At 74.8% G+C, this 14,007-nt stretch carries 15 protein-coding genes; 8 read left to right on the top strand and 7 right to left on the bottom strand.

What is annotated here, in order from left to right:
- The first annotated feature begins 35 nt into the window (after positions 1 to 35).
- Positions 36 to 1,292, top strand: coding sequence for an alditol oxidase (aldO, locus tag ACZ7MF_RS31660; protein WP_471481689.1), 1,257 nt, complete (start codon positions 36 to 38; stop codon positions 1,290 to 1,292).
- A 30-nt stretch (positions 1,293 to 1,322) separates the two neighbouring features.
- Here the strand turns inward: aldO and ACZ7MF_RS31655 are convergent, their stop codons facing one another.
- Positions 1,323 to 1,847 (bottom strand): hypothetical protein, encoded by a 525-nt coding sequence (locus ACZ7MF_RS31655; protein ID WP_471481688.1) that lies wholly within the window; start codon positions 1,845 to 1,847, stop codon positions 1,323 to 1,325.
- Positions 1,844 to 3,571: a PHP domain-containing protein gene (locus ACZ7MF_RS31650; RefSeq protein ID WP_471481687.1), complete on the bottom strand. Its 1,728-nt coding sequence runs from the start codon at positions 3,569 to 3,571 to the stop codon at positions 1,844 to 1,846. The genes ACZ7MF_RS31655 and ACZ7MF_RS31650 overlap by 4 nt, the downstream gene beginning before the upstream one ends.
- Before the next feature lie 151 nt (positions 3,572 to 3,722).
- Here ACZ7MF_RS31650 and ACZ7MF_RS31645 point away from each other — a divergent pair, with 151 nt between their 5' ends.
- Positions 3,723 to 4,292, top strand: a complete 570-nt coding sequence (locus ACZ7MF_RS31645; RefSeq protein ID WP_471481686.1) for a TetR-like C-terminal domain-containing protein — start codon at positions 3,723 to 3,725, stop codon at positions 4,290 to 4,292.
- A gap of 2 nt (positions 4,293 to 4,294) precedes the next feature.
- On the opposite strand, the gene ACZ7MF_RS31640 is transcribed toward ACZ7MF_RS31645, so the two are convergent.
- The 5 genes from ACZ7MF_RS31640 to ACZ7MF_RS31620 all read right to left on the bottom strand — a co-directional run bounded on the left by ACZ7MF_RS31640 (position 4,295) and on the right by ACZ7MF_RS31620 (position 8,241).
- Complete coding sequence (locus ACZ7MF_RS31640) at positions 4,295 to 5,050, bottom strand: isocitrate lyase/PEP mutase family protein (RefSeq protein WP_471481685.1); 756 nt, start codon at positions 5,048 to 5,050, stop codon at positions 4,295 to 4,297.
- Positions 5,047 to 5,508, bottom strand: a complete 462-nt coding sequence (locus ACZ7MF_RS31635) for a hypothetical protein (RefSeq protein WP_471481684.1) — start codon at positions 5,506 to 5,508, stop codon at positions 5,047 to 5,049. Before ACZ7MF_RS31635 ends, ACZ7MF_RS31640 begins: the two co-directional genes overlap by 4 nt.
- 74 nt (positions 5,509 to 5,582) lie before the next feature.
- Positions 5,583 to 6,242 (bottom strand): response regulator, encoded by a 660-nt coding sequence (locus ACZ7MF_RS31630; RefSeq protein ID WP_471481683.1) that lies wholly within the window; start codon positions 6,240 to 6,242, stop codon positions 5,583 to 5,585.
- Entirely contained in the window at positions 6,239 to 7,405 is a 1,167-nt protein-coding gene (locus ACZ7MF_RS31625) for a sensor histidine kinase (RefSeq protein WP_471481682.1), read from the bottom strand. Before ACZ7MF_RS31625 ends, ACZ7MF_RS31630 begins: the two co-directional genes overlap by 4 nt.
- Positions 7,402 to 8,241, bottom strand: a complete 840-nt coding sequence (locus ACZ7MF_RS31620; RefSeq protein ID WP_356856881.1) for a CPBP family intramembrane glutamic endopeptidase — start codon at positions 8,239 to 8,241, stop codon at positions 7,402 to 7,404. The genes ACZ7MF_RS31625 and ACZ7MF_RS31620 overlap by 4 nt, the downstream gene beginning before the upstream one ends.
- Before the next feature lie 160 nt (positions 8,242 to 8,401).
- Between ACZ7MF_RS31620 and mmuM the strand changes: the two genes are divergently transcribed.
- The 6 genes from mmuM to ACZ7MF_RS31590 all read left to right on the top strand — a co-directional run bounded on the left by mmuM (position 8,402) and on the right by ACZ7MF_RS31590 (position 13,935).
- The gene (mmuM, locus tag ACZ7MF_RS31615; RefSeq protein ID WP_471481681.1) at positions 8,402 to 9,316 is read left to right on the top strand and encodes a homocysteine S-methyltransferase; all 915 of its coding nucleotides are present in this window, start codon (positions 8,402 to 8,404) and stop codon (positions 9,314 to 9,316) included.
- A gap of 75 nt (positions 9,317 to 9,391) precedes the next feature.
- Entirely contained in the window at positions 9,392 to 10,348 is a 957-nt protein-coding gene (locus tag ACZ7MF_RS31610) for a DUF4129 domain-containing protein (RefSeq protein WP_471481680.1), read from the top strand.
- Positions 10,345 to 10,956: a hypothetical protein gene (locus ACZ7MF_RS31605; RefSeq protein WP_471481679.1), complete on the top strand. Its 612-nt coding sequence runs from the start codon at positions 10,345 to 10,347 to the stop codon at positions 10,954 to 10,956. The genes ACZ7MF_RS31610 and ACZ7MF_RS31605 overlap by 4 nt, the downstream gene beginning before the upstream one ends.
- Positions 10,953 to 11,951, top strand: a complete 999-nt coding sequence (locus ACZ7MF_RS31600) for an AAA family ATPase (RefSeq protein ID WP_471481678.1) — start codon at positions 10,953 to 10,955, stop codon at positions 11,949 to 11,951. Before ACZ7MF_RS31605 ends, ACZ7MF_RS31600 begins: the two co-directional genes overlap by 4 nt.
- Entirely contained in the window at positions 11,948 to 13,342 is a 1,395-nt protein-coding gene (locus tag ACZ7MF_RS31595) for a DUF58 domain-containing protein (protein ID WP_471481677.1), read from the top strand. The genes ACZ7MF_RS31600 and ACZ7MF_RS31595 overlap by 4 nt, the downstream gene beginning before the upstream one ends.
- Positions 13,339 to 13,935 (top strand): hypothetical protein, encoded by a 597-nt coding sequence (locus ACZ7MF_RS31590; RefSeq protein WP_471481676.1) that lies wholly within the window; start codon positions 13,339 to 13,341, stop codon positions 13,933 to 13,935. Before ACZ7MF_RS31595 ends, ACZ7MF_RS31590 begins: the two co-directional genes overlap by 4 nt.
- Positions 13,936 to 14,007: the final 72 nt, after the last annotated feature.

The raw sequence follows: 14,007 nt of genomic DNA, 5'->3' as shown, positions 1-14,007 counted from the left end.
GGCCCCTCCAGGCGCGCCGGGTAGGTTTCCGCGCTATGAGCGACATCACGGTGACCAACTGGGCCGGCAACATCACGTACACGGCCAAGGAGCTGTTGCGGCCGAGCTCCCCGGACGCGCTGCGGGCCCTGGTGGCGGACGGCGCCCGGGTGCGGGTGCTGGGCAGCGGGCACTCCTTCAACGAGATCGCCGAGCCGGGCGACGGGGGCGTCCTGCTGTCGCTGGCGGGCCTGCCCTCCGTGGTGGACGTGGACACGGCGGCCCGTACGGTGCGGGTCGGCGGCGGTGTGCGGTACGCGGAGCTGGCCCGGGTGGTGCACGCGCGGGGCCTGGCGCTGCCGAACATGGCCTCGCTGCCGCACATCTCGGTCGCCGGGTCGGTGGCGACCGGAACGCACGGCTCCGGGGTGGGCAACGGTTCGCTGGCCTCGGTGGTGCGTGAGGTGGAGCTGGTCACCGCGGACGGTTCGACCGTGGTGATCGCGCGGGGCGACGAGCGGTTCGGCGGGGCGGTGACCTCGCTCGGCGCGCTGGGCGTGGTGACCTCGCTCACGCTCGACCTGGAGCCCGCCTACGAGGTGGAGCAGCACGTCTTCACCGAGCTGCCGCTGGTCGGCCTGGACACGGCGACGTTCGAGACGGTGATGGCGGCGGCGTACAGCGTGAGCCTGTTCACCGACTGGCGGGCGCCCGGTTTCCGGCAGGTGTGGCTGAAGCGGCGCACCGACCAGCCGTTGGACGGCTTCCCGTACGCGGCGCCGGCCGCCGAGAAGATGCATCCGGTGCCGGGCATGCCCGCGGTCAACTGCACGGAGCAGTTCGGGGTGCCGGGGCCCTGGCACGAGCGGCTGCCGCACTTCCGCGCGGAGTTCACGCCCAGCAGCGGTGCCGAGTTGCAGTCGGAGTACCTGATGCCCCGGGAGCACGCCCTGGCCGCTCTGCACGCGATGGACGCGATACGGGAGACGCTCGCGCCGGTGCTCCAGACCTGCGAGATCCGCACGGTCGCCGCCGACGCGCAGTGGCTGAGCCCGGCGTACGGGCGGGACACCGTGGCCGCGCACTTCACCTGGGTCGAGGACACGGCGGCGGTGCTGCCGGTGGTGCGGCGGCTGGAGGAGGCGCTCGCCCCGTTCGCGGCCCGCCCGCACTGGGGGAAGGTGTTCACCGTCCCGGCGGGCGAGCTGCGTGCGCTGTACCCGCGGCTGGCCGACTTCGGGGCGCTGACCGGGGCGCTGGACCCGGCGGGGAAGTTCACCAACGCGTTCGTGCGCGGGGTGCTCGCGGGCTGAGCACCCCGCGCCCCTGGGGCCCGGGCCGGGTCAGTGGTCGGCGCAGCAGGGTGTCGGGTCGGGGTCCTCGAACGGCACCAGGGTGCCGCCCGCCGCGGGCATGGCGGCCAGGACCAGGCGGCCGTCCTGCCAGTGCGGGCGGACATGGTTCCGGGTGACCAGCCGGGTGTCCGGGCTCGGCTCGTCCGGTGTGCCCAGGACGGTCACCCGGTCGACGGCGGAGCGGGCGAGCAGCTCGGCGAGGGTCAGGGTGCCGGTGAGGGTGGCCGCGCCGGGGTAGAGGACGGCACGGCCGTTCTCGTCCCAGGCGCCGTCGCGGACCTCGTACCCCCGGGCGGTGAGCCGGTCCCGGGCGGTGCGCAGGACCGGCTCCGCCCCGGCGGCGAGGGACAGGGCGACGCGCGGGCGGCCGTCCCGCACCAGGTGCGTGCAGCCGAAGACGCCCTCGGGGAGGGTGAGTTCGGCCGTCAGCGCCTGGAGCAGGTGGTCGGCCTCGCGCAGGGTCGTCGCGTCGGTGTCGATGCCGAGGGCGTACGGCGCGGCGGGCGGTGTCACGAGGGCAGGACCCAGACCGGGTTGGAGTAGAACCAGAGGTCGCGCCACGGGTCGGCGTCGCCGACGACGTCGATGGCGGGGCCGGCCGGGTCCACCTTGGCGCCCAGCGCGCCGACGGCCGAGCGGTTGCCGTCGGTGCCGCGGGTGCGGAGGTAGACGGGGTGGTCGACGCGGCCGAGGTCGTAGGTGAGGCGGACGGTGCCGCTGTCCGTGTTCGCCTCGGTCACCTCGTACGACTTGACGACCCGGGCGGACGGCGCGGTGAAGGTGTCCTTGTCGGCGGCCGGTCCCGTCACGTCGCCCTGGATGACGTCCACGCGGGCCAGCTTCGGGACGAATCCCGCCCAGTTGGGGCCGCCGGCCAGGGCGACGCCGATGGACAGGGTGACCCGGGTGCCCTTGCGGACGTGCAGGGCGCCGCCGAGCGTGGCCCAGCGTCCGCCGCCCGAGACGCGGACGTCGAGGCCGCTGACGAGCTGCCCGTGGTCGACCCAGACGCGGCCGGCCCGGATGCCGTCCATGACGGCGGCGTAGGAGAAGCCGTCGGAGCCGACGTGGGTGCGGCTGTACTGGCCGGGCCAGAAGTCGTTCTGGGTGATGTCGATCTGGCCTGCGTAGACGGGGTCGTCGTAGCGGCCGTTGGCGTTGAAGTCGCCGCCGCCGCGGGCGCCGGTGTCGGCGTAGACCTGGTGGGAGTCGGAGTTGGCGGTGATCCACCAGGGACGGCCCTCGGCGATGAGGCTGTCCCACAGGCCGCCGACGGTGGCGGTCATCCAGTCGAAGCCGCCCCAGGTGCGGTAGCTCTCCAGGGGGTATCCGGCGAAGGAGTTGGCACTCGGGCTGCCGTCGTAGATGCCGCGGGCGCCGCCCGGGCCGAGGGGCTTCGGCAGGCCGCCCGCCTGGTGGCCGGGGGCGCCCTCGAAGCCGACGGCGATCTGGTGGCCGCGGGAGGTGGCGTCGCGCCAGGCGCGGATCTCGTGCGGGGAGTCGATGCCCTTGCGCGCCGGGTGGTTGGCGAGCATCAGGGCGTCCTTGACCTTGCGCCGCTTGACCTGGTCGGCGAGGAAGGAGAGTCCGGCGACGGCGAGGGCCTCGTTGGCGGGGGTGGAGTCGCCCGCGCCCTTGACGCTGCCGTCGTAGTCGGTCTCGAACTGCTTGAGGACGGAGACCTCGTGCTTGCCGGGGTGGACGAAGACGGTGCCGTGCTCGGCGGCCGGGATGTTCCACTCCAGGCCCTGGAAGACGAGGGTGTCCTCGTGGGCGTCGCGGGCCTCGCGGATGTCCGGGTTGACCTTCTCCACACCGATCTTGGCGTGGGTGCTGCTGCCGTGGTCGGTGATGACCAGCCAGTCCATGCCGTGCCGGGCGCCCTGGCGGACCTGGTCGACGACGCGGTACTTGCCGTCGCTGCTGTACTGGGTGTGGATGTGGTGGTCGCCGGCCAGCCAGAGGAAGCCCTTCCCGCGGCGGCCGTTGCTCGCGGCCTGCGCGGGGGCGGCGGTGGCGGTGCCGGTCGGGGCGAGGACGGTACCGGCGGCCAGTCCGGCACCGAGCAGACCGGCGCGGCGCAGCAGACCGCGGCGCGACTGCTGTGCGGGGCTCAGGGCCTCGTCGGGGACGCTGGTGTCGAAGGCGGCGGGCAGGGCCTGTGCGGTGGCGTGCTCGTGGTCGTGCGTATGTCCGTGGTGGTGGTGACCGTGCGGGTGTCCGTGTCCGTGCCCCATGCGTGTTCCTCCTGGATACCGCCGCCGTGCGCGGCTTCGAGGAGAATCGACGCGGAAGGTGAACGTTGAACAACTTGCGGGTGATCCGCGGCTGCCGCCCGTCCTGCCCTAGCATGAAACCTAGGGACTCTAGGTTGCAGGAAGGTGGCCCATGCCCCGAGTGGGTCTTACCACGGACCGCGTCGTCGCCGCGGCCGCCGACCTGGCCGACGAGACCGGTCTCGAGGCGGTCACCGTCTCCGCGCTCGCCCGGCGCTTCGGGGTGAAGGACGCCAGCCTGTACACGCACGTGCGCGGTCTCCAGGACCTGCGCGTCCGGGTCGCGCTACTGGCCGGCGGCGAGCTGATCGAGGAGATCGCCGGTGCGGTGGCGGGCCGGGCCGGGAAGGAGGCGCTGGCCGCCTTCGCGGGCGCCTACCGGGCGTACGCCCTGCGCCACCCCGGCCGCTACGCCGCCACGCAGATCCGCGTCGACCAGTCCCTGGTCGCCGACTCCCCCGCGCTGCGCCGCACCGCCGAGATCACCTACGGCATGCTGCGGTCCTACGGCCTCACCGAGCCCGACCTCACCGACGCCGTGCGCCTGCTGCGCAGTACCTTCCACGGGTACTGCGCACTGGAGTCCTCCGGCGCCTTCGGCGCCCCGCGGGACGTGCGGGCGTCCTGGGACAAGGCGGTCGACGCGCTGCACGTGGCGCTGGAGAACTGGCCGCGCGCCTGAGGTCAGCCCAGTGCGCGCACCTCGTCGTACGTGGGCGTCGGACCGTCCGGTGCCCGACCCGCCCGGATGGCGGTGGCCGTCTCCAGGGCGGCGCCCAGCGCGCGCCGGTAGAGCAGCGAGCCGAGGCTGACGCGGCGTACGCCGAGGTCGGCGAGGTGCGCGAGGGTGGGTCCGGCGGGCGTGTACAGGATGTTGAGGGGCACGTCGAAGTGGGCGGCGAGGGAGGCGATGCGGGCGGGGTCGGTGAGCCCGGGGACGAAGACGCCGTCGGCACCGGCCTCGCGGTAGGCCTCCAGGCGCCGCATGGTCTCCGCGGGGTCGCCGTCGCCCGACCAGTAGGTGTCGGTACGGGCGTTGACGAACAGGCCGGGGGCGGCCGAGCGGACCGCGGCGATCTTCGCGGCGTGCCGGTCGGCGGGCCCGAGGGCGTCCTCCAGGTTGATCCCGACGGCGCCGACCGCCGCCAGCTGCCGCGCGAACTCCCCCACCTCGTCCGGGTCGTCGCTGAACCCGTCCTCCGCGTCCACGGAGAGCAGGAACGGGGCCGAGCCGAGGGTGAGGGCCAGCCGCAGGGTCTCGTCGCGGGTCGCGGACGCCCCGTCGGGCAGTCCGGCCGCCGCCGCGACGCCGAGGCTGGTCGTGCCGACGGCGCGGAAGCCCTGCCCGGCGAGGGCGAAGGCACAGGCGTGGTCCCAGGCGCACGGCAGCAGCAGCGGCTCACCGGCGCGGTGCAGGGCGGCGAAGGCGGTCGCGGTCACGACAGGTCGCCCACCGCGTCGGCGTAGTACACGGACCCCGCGAGGTGCGCGGCCAGTTCGCGAAAGCTCCAGCCCTCGCCCGGCGAGTGGTCGAGCTGCTCGTCGGTGAGCGCGTCGAGGCGGTTGGCCCAGATCCGGGCGAGCCGGGTGAGGCGGCTGCGGGCCTCGTCGAGGTCCTCGGCGGTGAAGCGGGCGTGGTCCGCGTCCGTGGTGACCAGGGAGGCGTGCCAGTGGTCGGGGAGTGTCTCCTCGCCCGCCAGCCGGGCCTCCAGCTCCGCGAGGTGGTCGACCATGTGGTCGGCGACCCGCCGGATCGCCTTGTGCGGGGTGTAGACGCGGCCGTCGACGTGGGCGGGCCGCCCGTCCCAGCGGGTCCAGCCGGCCGCCAGGGTCAGGACGTGGTCGACCATGCCGGTGACGGCGTCGGCGGGTGCGGTGACGGTGTTCGTGTCGCTCATGTCCCGCACGCTAGGTGCCGGTTCCTTCGGCGGCGGCCGAAGTGTCCCCGGCGGCCCGCGTCCGGGTCCTGTGCTCAGGTCACCAGCCCGTGGCGGTAGGCGAAGACGACCGCCTGGACGCGGTCGCGCAGGTCGAGTTTGGTGAGGATGCGGGAGACGAAGGTCTTGACGGTCTCGGGGCTGATCACGAGGGCCGCGGCGATCTCGCTGTTGGACAGCCCGTCCGCGATCAGGCGCAGGACCTCCGTCTCCCGGGGGGTCAGCGGGATGTCCCGCGCGGTGCCCTCGGCGGGGCGGATCCGGGCCGCGTACCGGCCCACGAGGCGGCGCGTCACATCGGGGTCGAGCAGCGCCGCGCCCATGGCCACGGTGCGGATGCCGTGCAGCAGCCGGTCCGGCGGCGCGTCCTTGAGCAGGAAGCCGCTCGCGCCTGCGCGCAGCGCCTCGTAGACGTACTCGTCGAGGTTGAACGTCGTCACCACGAGCACCTTGACGGGGTGCTCCACCCCGGCACCGGCGAGCAGACGCGTGGCCTCCAGGCCGTCGAGCACCGGCATGCGGATGTCCATCACCACGACGTCCGGGCGCAGTTCGCGGGCCAGGTCGACCCCGGTCTGCCCGTCCCCGCACTCGCCGACCACCTCCAGGTCGGGCTGGGCGTCGATGATCGTCGCCAGACCGGTGCGGATGAGTGCCTGGTCGTCGCAGATCACGACCCGGACCGGCGCGCTCATGCCGTGCTCCCGCCGTTTCCGCCCGGTATCCGGGCCCGGACGACGAAGCCGCCGTCCGCCGGGCGGTCGGCGCTGAACTCGCCGCCCAGCACGTCGACCCGTTCCCGCAGGCCTGCCAGTCCCCGCCCGCTGCCGCCGGGGGACGCGGCCCCCGTGCCGGAGCCGTCCGTGCCGACCTCCACCGTGATCTCCCGTTCCCCGTGGCGCACCAGGACCGAGGTCCTGCCGCCGTGGTCGTACTTGAGGGCGTTGGTCAGGGCCTCCTGGACGACACGGTAGGCCACGAGGTCGGAGCTGCCGGTGGCCGCCGCCGGGGTGCCCTCCTCGGTGAACTCCACCGGCTGCCCGGCCCGGCGGGTCTGCTCGACCAGCGTGAGCACCCGGCCGACGGGTGGCGTCCTGGGTTCGGCGGTGCCGTGGTCGGGGTTGAGGAGGTCGAGCAGGTGCCGCAGGTCGGTGATGGCCCGCCGGCCGGTGTCGCTGACGGCGGCCAGGCTCTCGTCGAGCCGCTCGGGTGCGGCGGTCAGGTACCGGGCCGCCTCGGACTGCACGACCATCGCCGTCACGTGGTGGGTCACGACGTCGTGCAACTCACGGGCGATGCGGGTCCGTTCGGCGTTGCGGGCGTCCTCGGCGACCCGGCTGCGGCGTTCGGCCTCCGCAGCCCGCGCGGAGCGCATCCACGCTCCGATGCCCCACGCCAGGGCGAGGATCAGGTAGAACGTCACGTACTCGACCAGCGTCTCGTCGCCGCCGCGCGCGTTCAGCCCGACGGCCAGGGCCACGTACGCCAGGGTGGCGCCGACCTGCGTGGCACGCCGGTACTTCTCCTGGTGGGAGCCCGCGTTGATCAGCACGACGGGGAGCGCGGCGCCCGCGAACAGGTGGTAGCCGCGCAGTTGGTCGAGGGCGAAGCCGAGCGAGACCAGGGCGAGGCAGACGAGCGTCCACCGCCGGCGCACGGCCAGCGGGATGGACTGGAGGACGGCCGCCACCCCGGCCAGCGCGTCGGCGGGACGGGTCGGCAGGCCGCCGATCTCCGTGCCCTGACCGCGCAGCTCCGGCAGGAGCGACGCGACGAGGAGCAGTACCCCGAACGGGAGGTCCCGGGCCGTGACGTCGAGCCGGCGCCACCGCTCCAGGACCCGTCGGCGATCGATCATCGGGGAAGTGTAGCGGTGGAGTTGGCGCGCGCGGCACGCCGGGAGCCGAACGGCTTGACGTTCCCGCGCCGGTGCGCCAGCCACAGGAACACCAGGGTCAGCAGCGCCCCGAAGCCCACCGAGTACACGCTGCCCTCGGGCCCGAAGTCGCCGCCGGTGAGCAGCTTCGGACCCGACATCGTGGCGTCCAGCAGCCCTTCGCTGGTGCCGGTGCCGGAGACCGAGGTGCTGAAGATGCCGCCCGCGGCGAAGTTCCAGCCGAAGTGGACGCCGATCACCAGCCAGAGGTTGCGGGTGGCGGCGTAGGCGGCGGCGAGCATGAATCCGGCCTCGATGGCGATGGCGAGGGCGCCCCACAGGGTGGCGTCCTCGTTGAGCAGGTGCATCAGGCCGAACACGATGCCGGTCAGGCCGAGCGCGAGGTAGGTGCCGATGTGCTCCTCGATGATCCGGAACAGCACCCCGCGGAACACGACCTCCTCCGTCGCGGCGGCGGCGGCCATGAACCCGACCAGCCCGACCGCGCCCTGCACCGAGCCGAGTCCGTCGACCTCGTAGTACCCGGCGGCGAAGAGGTTCGTGATGACGGCCCCGAACAGCCCGAGGCCGATCAGTGTCCCCCAGCCCGCCTTGGCCGCGGCGCCCTCCAGGGCCACGTCCAGGGCCTCCCGGCGCTCGGTCCGCCGCACCACCCAGGCGTACACGAACACCACGAGCGCGGCAGACGTGAGACCGACCACGAGCGTGAGCCAGTCGTTGTCCTTCACCGCCTGGACGGCGATGCCGCCGAGGGCGTAGGCCGCCAGCACGGCCAGGAACTGCCACACGAACCTCACGGGAACTCCTTCGTCGGGCCCGAAACGTGAGTGCCGCGGGCTGCAATGGACGCTACGGATCCGGCGGCCGGAGATCGTCACCTCAGGGTGGACACCTGTCTGTAGCTCGCACGGGGGACAAGGGCCCGTGGTCCCGCCGGACAGGTCGTAGCCTCGTGCCATGACCAGCGACTTCGCCGACGCCCTCGCCTCCGGCCCGCTCGTGCTGGACGGCGGGCTGTCCAATCAGCTGGAGGCGGCCGGGTACGAGCTGGGGGACGCGCTGTGGTCGGCCCGGCTGCTCGCCGAGGACCCCGAGGCGATCACGCGGGCCCACCTCGCCTACTTCGAGGCGGGCGCCGAGGTGGTGATCACCTCCAGCTACCAGGCCACTTTCGAGGGCTTCGCCCGGCGCGGCATCGGGCGGGAGCGGGCCGCCGAACTGCTCGCGCTCAGCGTGGAGTCGGCCCGCGAGGCCGCCCGCCGGGCACAGGCGGCCCGCCCGGACCGCGCCCTGTGGGTGGCGGCGTCGGCGGGCCCGTACGGGGCGATGCTCGCGGACGGCTCCGAGTACCGGGGACGGTACGGCCTCGGCACCGCCGAACTGGAGCGCTTCCACCGCCCCCGCCTGGAGGTGCTGGCCGCCGCACGCCCCGACGTCCTCGCGCTGGAGACGGTCCCGGACACCGACGAGGCGGCGGCGCTGCTGCGGGCGGTGCGCGGACTGGGCGTGCCCGCCTGGCTGTCGTACACGGTGGCCGGGGACCGCACGCGCGCCGGGCAGCCGCTGGACGAGGCCTTCGCCCTGGCCGCCGACGCGGAGGAGGTGATCGCGGTGGGCGTCAACTGCTGCGCCCCCGAGGACGTGTCCGGCGCGGTCGAGACCGCCGCCCGCGTCACCGGCAAGCCGGTCGTCGCCTACCCCAACAGCGGAGAGACGTGGGACGCGAAGTCCCGTGGCTGGCGGGGGCGTTCGTCGTACCCGGTCGAGCGGGTGCGGGACTGGCGGGAGCGCGGGGCCCGGCTGGTCGGCGGCTGCTGCCGGGTGGGCCCGGAGACGATCACGTCGATCGCGCGGGTCCTGTCCCCGGAGTGACCGGCGCGGCATGTGCCAAGATTGCCGTGAACAGGCGTTCGGGGGGCGGCGACGGGTTCGGCGGGGGGACACGGCATGGCACGCGGGGAGCGGACGGGACACCGGGCGGCACCGGGGGCGGCGGTCGCCGCCGCGGTGGTGGGGACGCTGTCCGTCACCGCGTTCGCGCTGCGGCCCGCGGAGGGTTTGCTCCACTCCGGCCGGGGACCGCTCGGTCACTGGGGTTTCATGGCGATCGCGGCGTCCGTCGCCTGGACCCTCGGGGCCTGGACGGTCGTACAGCGCCTTCGCCCCCGTTTCGGCGCCGACCGCCTGTCGCTGCTACCGGGTGAGGAGCGGCTGCGGGAAGCGGCCGCGCCCCTGCTGCTCGCCACGGTGGGCGTCGTCGGCGTCCTGGCCCTGGTCCTGCACCGCTTCTCCACCGACGAGAGCACGACCGGCCCGCCCCCGCCCCTGGCGCAGGAACCGGCCCCCACGCCGACCCTCGTCACTCCCCCGCCCCAGCAGCGGCCGGATTCAACGGACCATTCCTCCCTGCCGCTGTACCTCGTGCTGGCGCTGCTGGCCGCGGTCGCCGTCGTGCTCGTCGTGGTGGCCGTCCTGCGGCGGCTGCGACGGTTCGGCCTGAGGGTGCCGCAGCGTCCCGGCCTTCCCGGCGCCGCGACGCAGGACGACGACGCACGGCTGCTGCTGTCCGCCGTGGACTCGGGCCGCCGCGCCCTGGCCGGGACGGATGACGACGCCCGGGCGGCCGTCATCGCCTGTTACGCCGCGATGGAGGACGCCCTCGCCGCGTCCGGTGTGCCGCGGCACACCTCCGACAGTCCCGCCGACCTGCTCACCCGCGCCGCCGGCGCGGGCTTCACGCCGGGTCCGGCCGCGCCGCGTCTCACCGCGCTGTTCCGCGAGGCCCGTTACTCCTCGCACCCGATGGACGGCTCGCACCGGGAGGCCGCGGCCGACGCCCTGGAGGAGATCGCGTCCCTGCTCCAGGACCGTGACGCGGACGCGGGCCGGGAGGCGGGGCGGTGAACCGGTTCGTGGAGAAGACCTCGGGAGACGACCTGCTCAGCCTGCCCCGGCTCGGGCTGCTCGGTGCCGCGGTCGCCGGCTCGGGCGTCCTGCTCGTCCTGCTCTTCGACGGCCCCGTGGCCGCCGGAGCGCTCGTGGCCCTGCTCGTCGCCGTGGCCGTGCTCACCGCCCGGTACGTCGCCGGAGCGGGCGCCCTCGACTCCGCGTACCGCGACGAGGTGCGGCTGCTGCGGACCCGGGCCCCGGGCATGGGCGAGTGGCGGCGGAACGTGGGCACGTCCACCGGAGCCGACGGCGCCCTCTACTACCGTGCGGTGCTCCGGACCGAGCTGCGCCGCCTCTACGCGGCCGCGCTCGCCGAGCACCACCACGTGTCCCTGGAGCACCAGCCCGAGCGGGCCGCCGAGTTGGTCGGCCCCGAGCTGTGGCCGTGGCTGGGGCCCGTGCCACCAGGCACCGGCCCCGACGGCGAGGTGCCCCTCGACGTGCTGCGCCGCCTCGTCGACCGGCTCGAAGCACTCGGCGCACCCCGCACTCCCGGCACCCGCGCCCCCAGCACCCGCACCCGCACCCGCAGCCCCCGTACCGGTAAGGACCAAGCGACGTGACGACTACCTCCACGAACCGGCTCCGCACCGCCGAGCAGGTCGGCGAGCAGGCCGGTGCCGTACTGCGCGAGATCGGCCGTGCCGTCGTCGGCAAGCCGGACGCCCTGGAACACGTGATGCTGGCCGTGCTGGCCGGCGGCCACGTCCTCGTCGAGGACCTGCCGGGACTCGGCAAGACGCTCCTCGCCCGGTCCTTCGCCACCACCCTCGGCCTGGACTTCCGCCGGATCCAGTTCACGCCCGACCTGCTGCCCTCCGACGTCACCGGGACGCCGCTGTACGACCAGCGCTCCGGCGAGATGGTCTTCCACCCGGGCCCGGTCTTCACGCACCTGCTGCTCGCCGACGAGATCAACCGGACGCCGCCGAAGACACAGGCCGCGCTGCTGGAGGCGATGGCCGAGTCGCAGGTGACCGTGGACGGCGAGACCCGGCCGCTCGCCGACCCCTTCCTGGTGATCGCCACCGCCAACCCGGTGGAGTACGAGGGCACGTACTCGCTGCCCGAGGCCCAGCTCGACCGGTTCCAGCTGCGGGTGCGCATGGGGTATCTGGCCGCTCAGGAGGAGCTGGCGATGCTGCGCGCCCGGATCGACCGGGCCGCGCCCGAGGCCGTACTGGAAAGGCTCGCCGGGCCGGACGACGTCGTGGCGTGGCGGGCGGTCGTGGAGCGGGTGGAGATCGACGACGACCTGCTGGAGTACGCCGTCGCGCTCGTCGGCGCGACCCGCGACCACCCCCAGATCAGCATCGGGGCCTCGCCGCGCGGCGGGCTCGCCCTGGTCCAGCTCGCCCGCGCCCGCGCCGTGCTGGACGGCCGCGACTACGTCGTCCCGGAGGACGTCAAGGACCTCGCGGTGCCCGCGCTGGCCCACCGGGTGTCGCTGCGGCCGGAGTTGTGGGTGCGCGAGATGTCCACGGACGACGTGCTGCGCGAGATAGTCGACAGCGTGGGTACGCCGACGACGCGGCGTACGGCCGCAGCCTCGTCGTGACCGCGCCCGCACCGCGCCCGGCCCCGGCCCCGGCTACGGCTCCGGCTGTCGCGTCGGCCCGCGTGCCCCGGCCGAGCCCGGCGGTGGTCCGCGCCCTGGAGGGACGCGCCGCCCCGACGCAGCCACCGCCACCGCCGCCCGGCGGCCCGCGCCCCAGCGAGCGCACCCTGCGCCTGCTGACCGTGGCCGTCGTGGCGCTGGCCGCCGCGCTGGTCACCGGCCGGGCCTGGCTGCTGGCGCTCGCGGCCGCACCGCTGGTGCTGCTCGCGCTGGCACTGCCCCGCGCCCACGCCCGCCGCGTGGAGACGTCGACGACCGTCGAGCCGGGGCGGTGCTTCGAGGGCGACACGGTCACCGTCCGCATCGCGCTGGCCCACGACGGCGAGGCCGTGCGCCTCGACCCCGGTGTCACGCTCGGCCCCGGCCTGCGCCTCGACGAGGTCGTCGTCGGCCCGTCCACGGTGACGCTGCGCCACACGGCGCTGCACTGGGGCCGCTGGTCGCTCGGTCCGGTGGACGTCGACGTGTACGACCCCGGCGGCACCGTCCGTCGCACCGTGCGCGTCGAGGCGGCCGAGGTGTCGGTGTTCCCGCGCGCCACGCAGGCCCGGTTCACGCCGATCCCGGTGCGGCTGCCGCAGCGGCTCGGCGAGCACGCCTCGCCGCAGTCCGGGGAGGGCGTCGAGGTCATCGGGGTGGGTCCCTGGGTCCCCGGGGAGCGGCAGCGGCGCATCCACTGGCCGTCGACGACCCGGCGCGGGTCGGTGCAGCTGCACCGGTTCGCGGCCGAGCGGGCCGCCGACACCGTGATGCTGATCGACGCGTTCGGGGACGTCGTCGACCCGGTGACCGGGCTGTCGTCCCTGGACGAGACGGTGCGGGCCGCCGCCGGGCTGACCCGGGCCTATCTGCGCACCCACGACCGGGTCGGGGTCGTCTCCACCGGCGGCACCACCCGGTGGCTGGCGCCGGGCACCGGGGACGCGGCGTTCTACCGCATCGTGGAGAGCGTCCTCGACGTCCGCAAGGACCGCTCCTTCGGCGGCGACGGGCTGGAGCGCGTCCCGCCGCCCGCGCTGCCGGAGGGGGCCCTGGTGTACGTGTTCACCCCGCTCAGCGACGCACGGATCCTGGAGGTGCTGCGGGACCTCCAGGCGCGGGGGCGCCGCCCGGTCGTGGTGGAGATACCGAGCGGGGACCCGGTGGTGGAACCGGGCGACGAGGCGGGCGAGTTGGGGCTGCGGCTGTGGCGCGCCGAGCGCGACGCGATGCGGTTCGCCCTGCGGGACAGCGGTGTGCCGGTCCTGCGGCACACCGAGGGCGAGTCACTGGATCTGGCGCTGGCGCCGCTGCTGGCGGGGCGGGTCGGCGGAAGGGGGCGCGCGGGATGACGGCGCTGGACACGCGGGTCGGCCTCCGTGAGTACCTCGGCTACTGGATCGGCACGGTGCCGGTGCGGGTGCTGGGGGCGGCGGCGGTCGTGATGGCCTGGCGGCCGTGGGCGACGGTGGACACGGCCGGGAAAGCGGTGCCCTTGGTCTGCGCGGTCGCCTTCGCGCTGTGGGCGGCGCCCTCGCTGGACCGGCGGCCGTCGGTGGAGGCCCTCTGGTGGTCCTACCGGCTGCTGCGCCACCGGACGACGCTGCTGGCGTCGGGCGTCGTGGTGATCGCGGCCTTCAGGGAACCGGCCTGGTGGGAGGGCGCCTGTGTGATCGGGCTCCTGGTCGCCTACCTGGTGACCAGTGAGACGTGGCCGTGGCGGTGGGGCCGCGGGACCGCCCGGGTGTGGGGCGAGGCGGCCGCGGCGTGCGCGGGTGCGGGCGTGGTGGCGGCCGCGGCGGCCGTTCCGGTGTCCGGGACGGGCTCCGGACTGGGGCGGGTGATCGCCGCCGCGACGGTGGCGGGCCTGGCGGTGGCCGGCGGCGCGGTGCTGCGCGCCCGGTGGCGGGGCGATGCCCAGAAGTCCAGCGCCCCGGGGAACTGAAGGGCAACAGAATTTCCCGTTCGGCATCGGGAGAATCCCCGTCACGAAAGCGTTCGGACGGCCATCCGTTCA

This window comes from Streptomyces sp. NPDC111628, from assembly GCF_055635195.1.
Note: the sequence above shows the minus strand (reverse complement) of the source record. Positions and strands in the feature narration are given on the sequence as shown.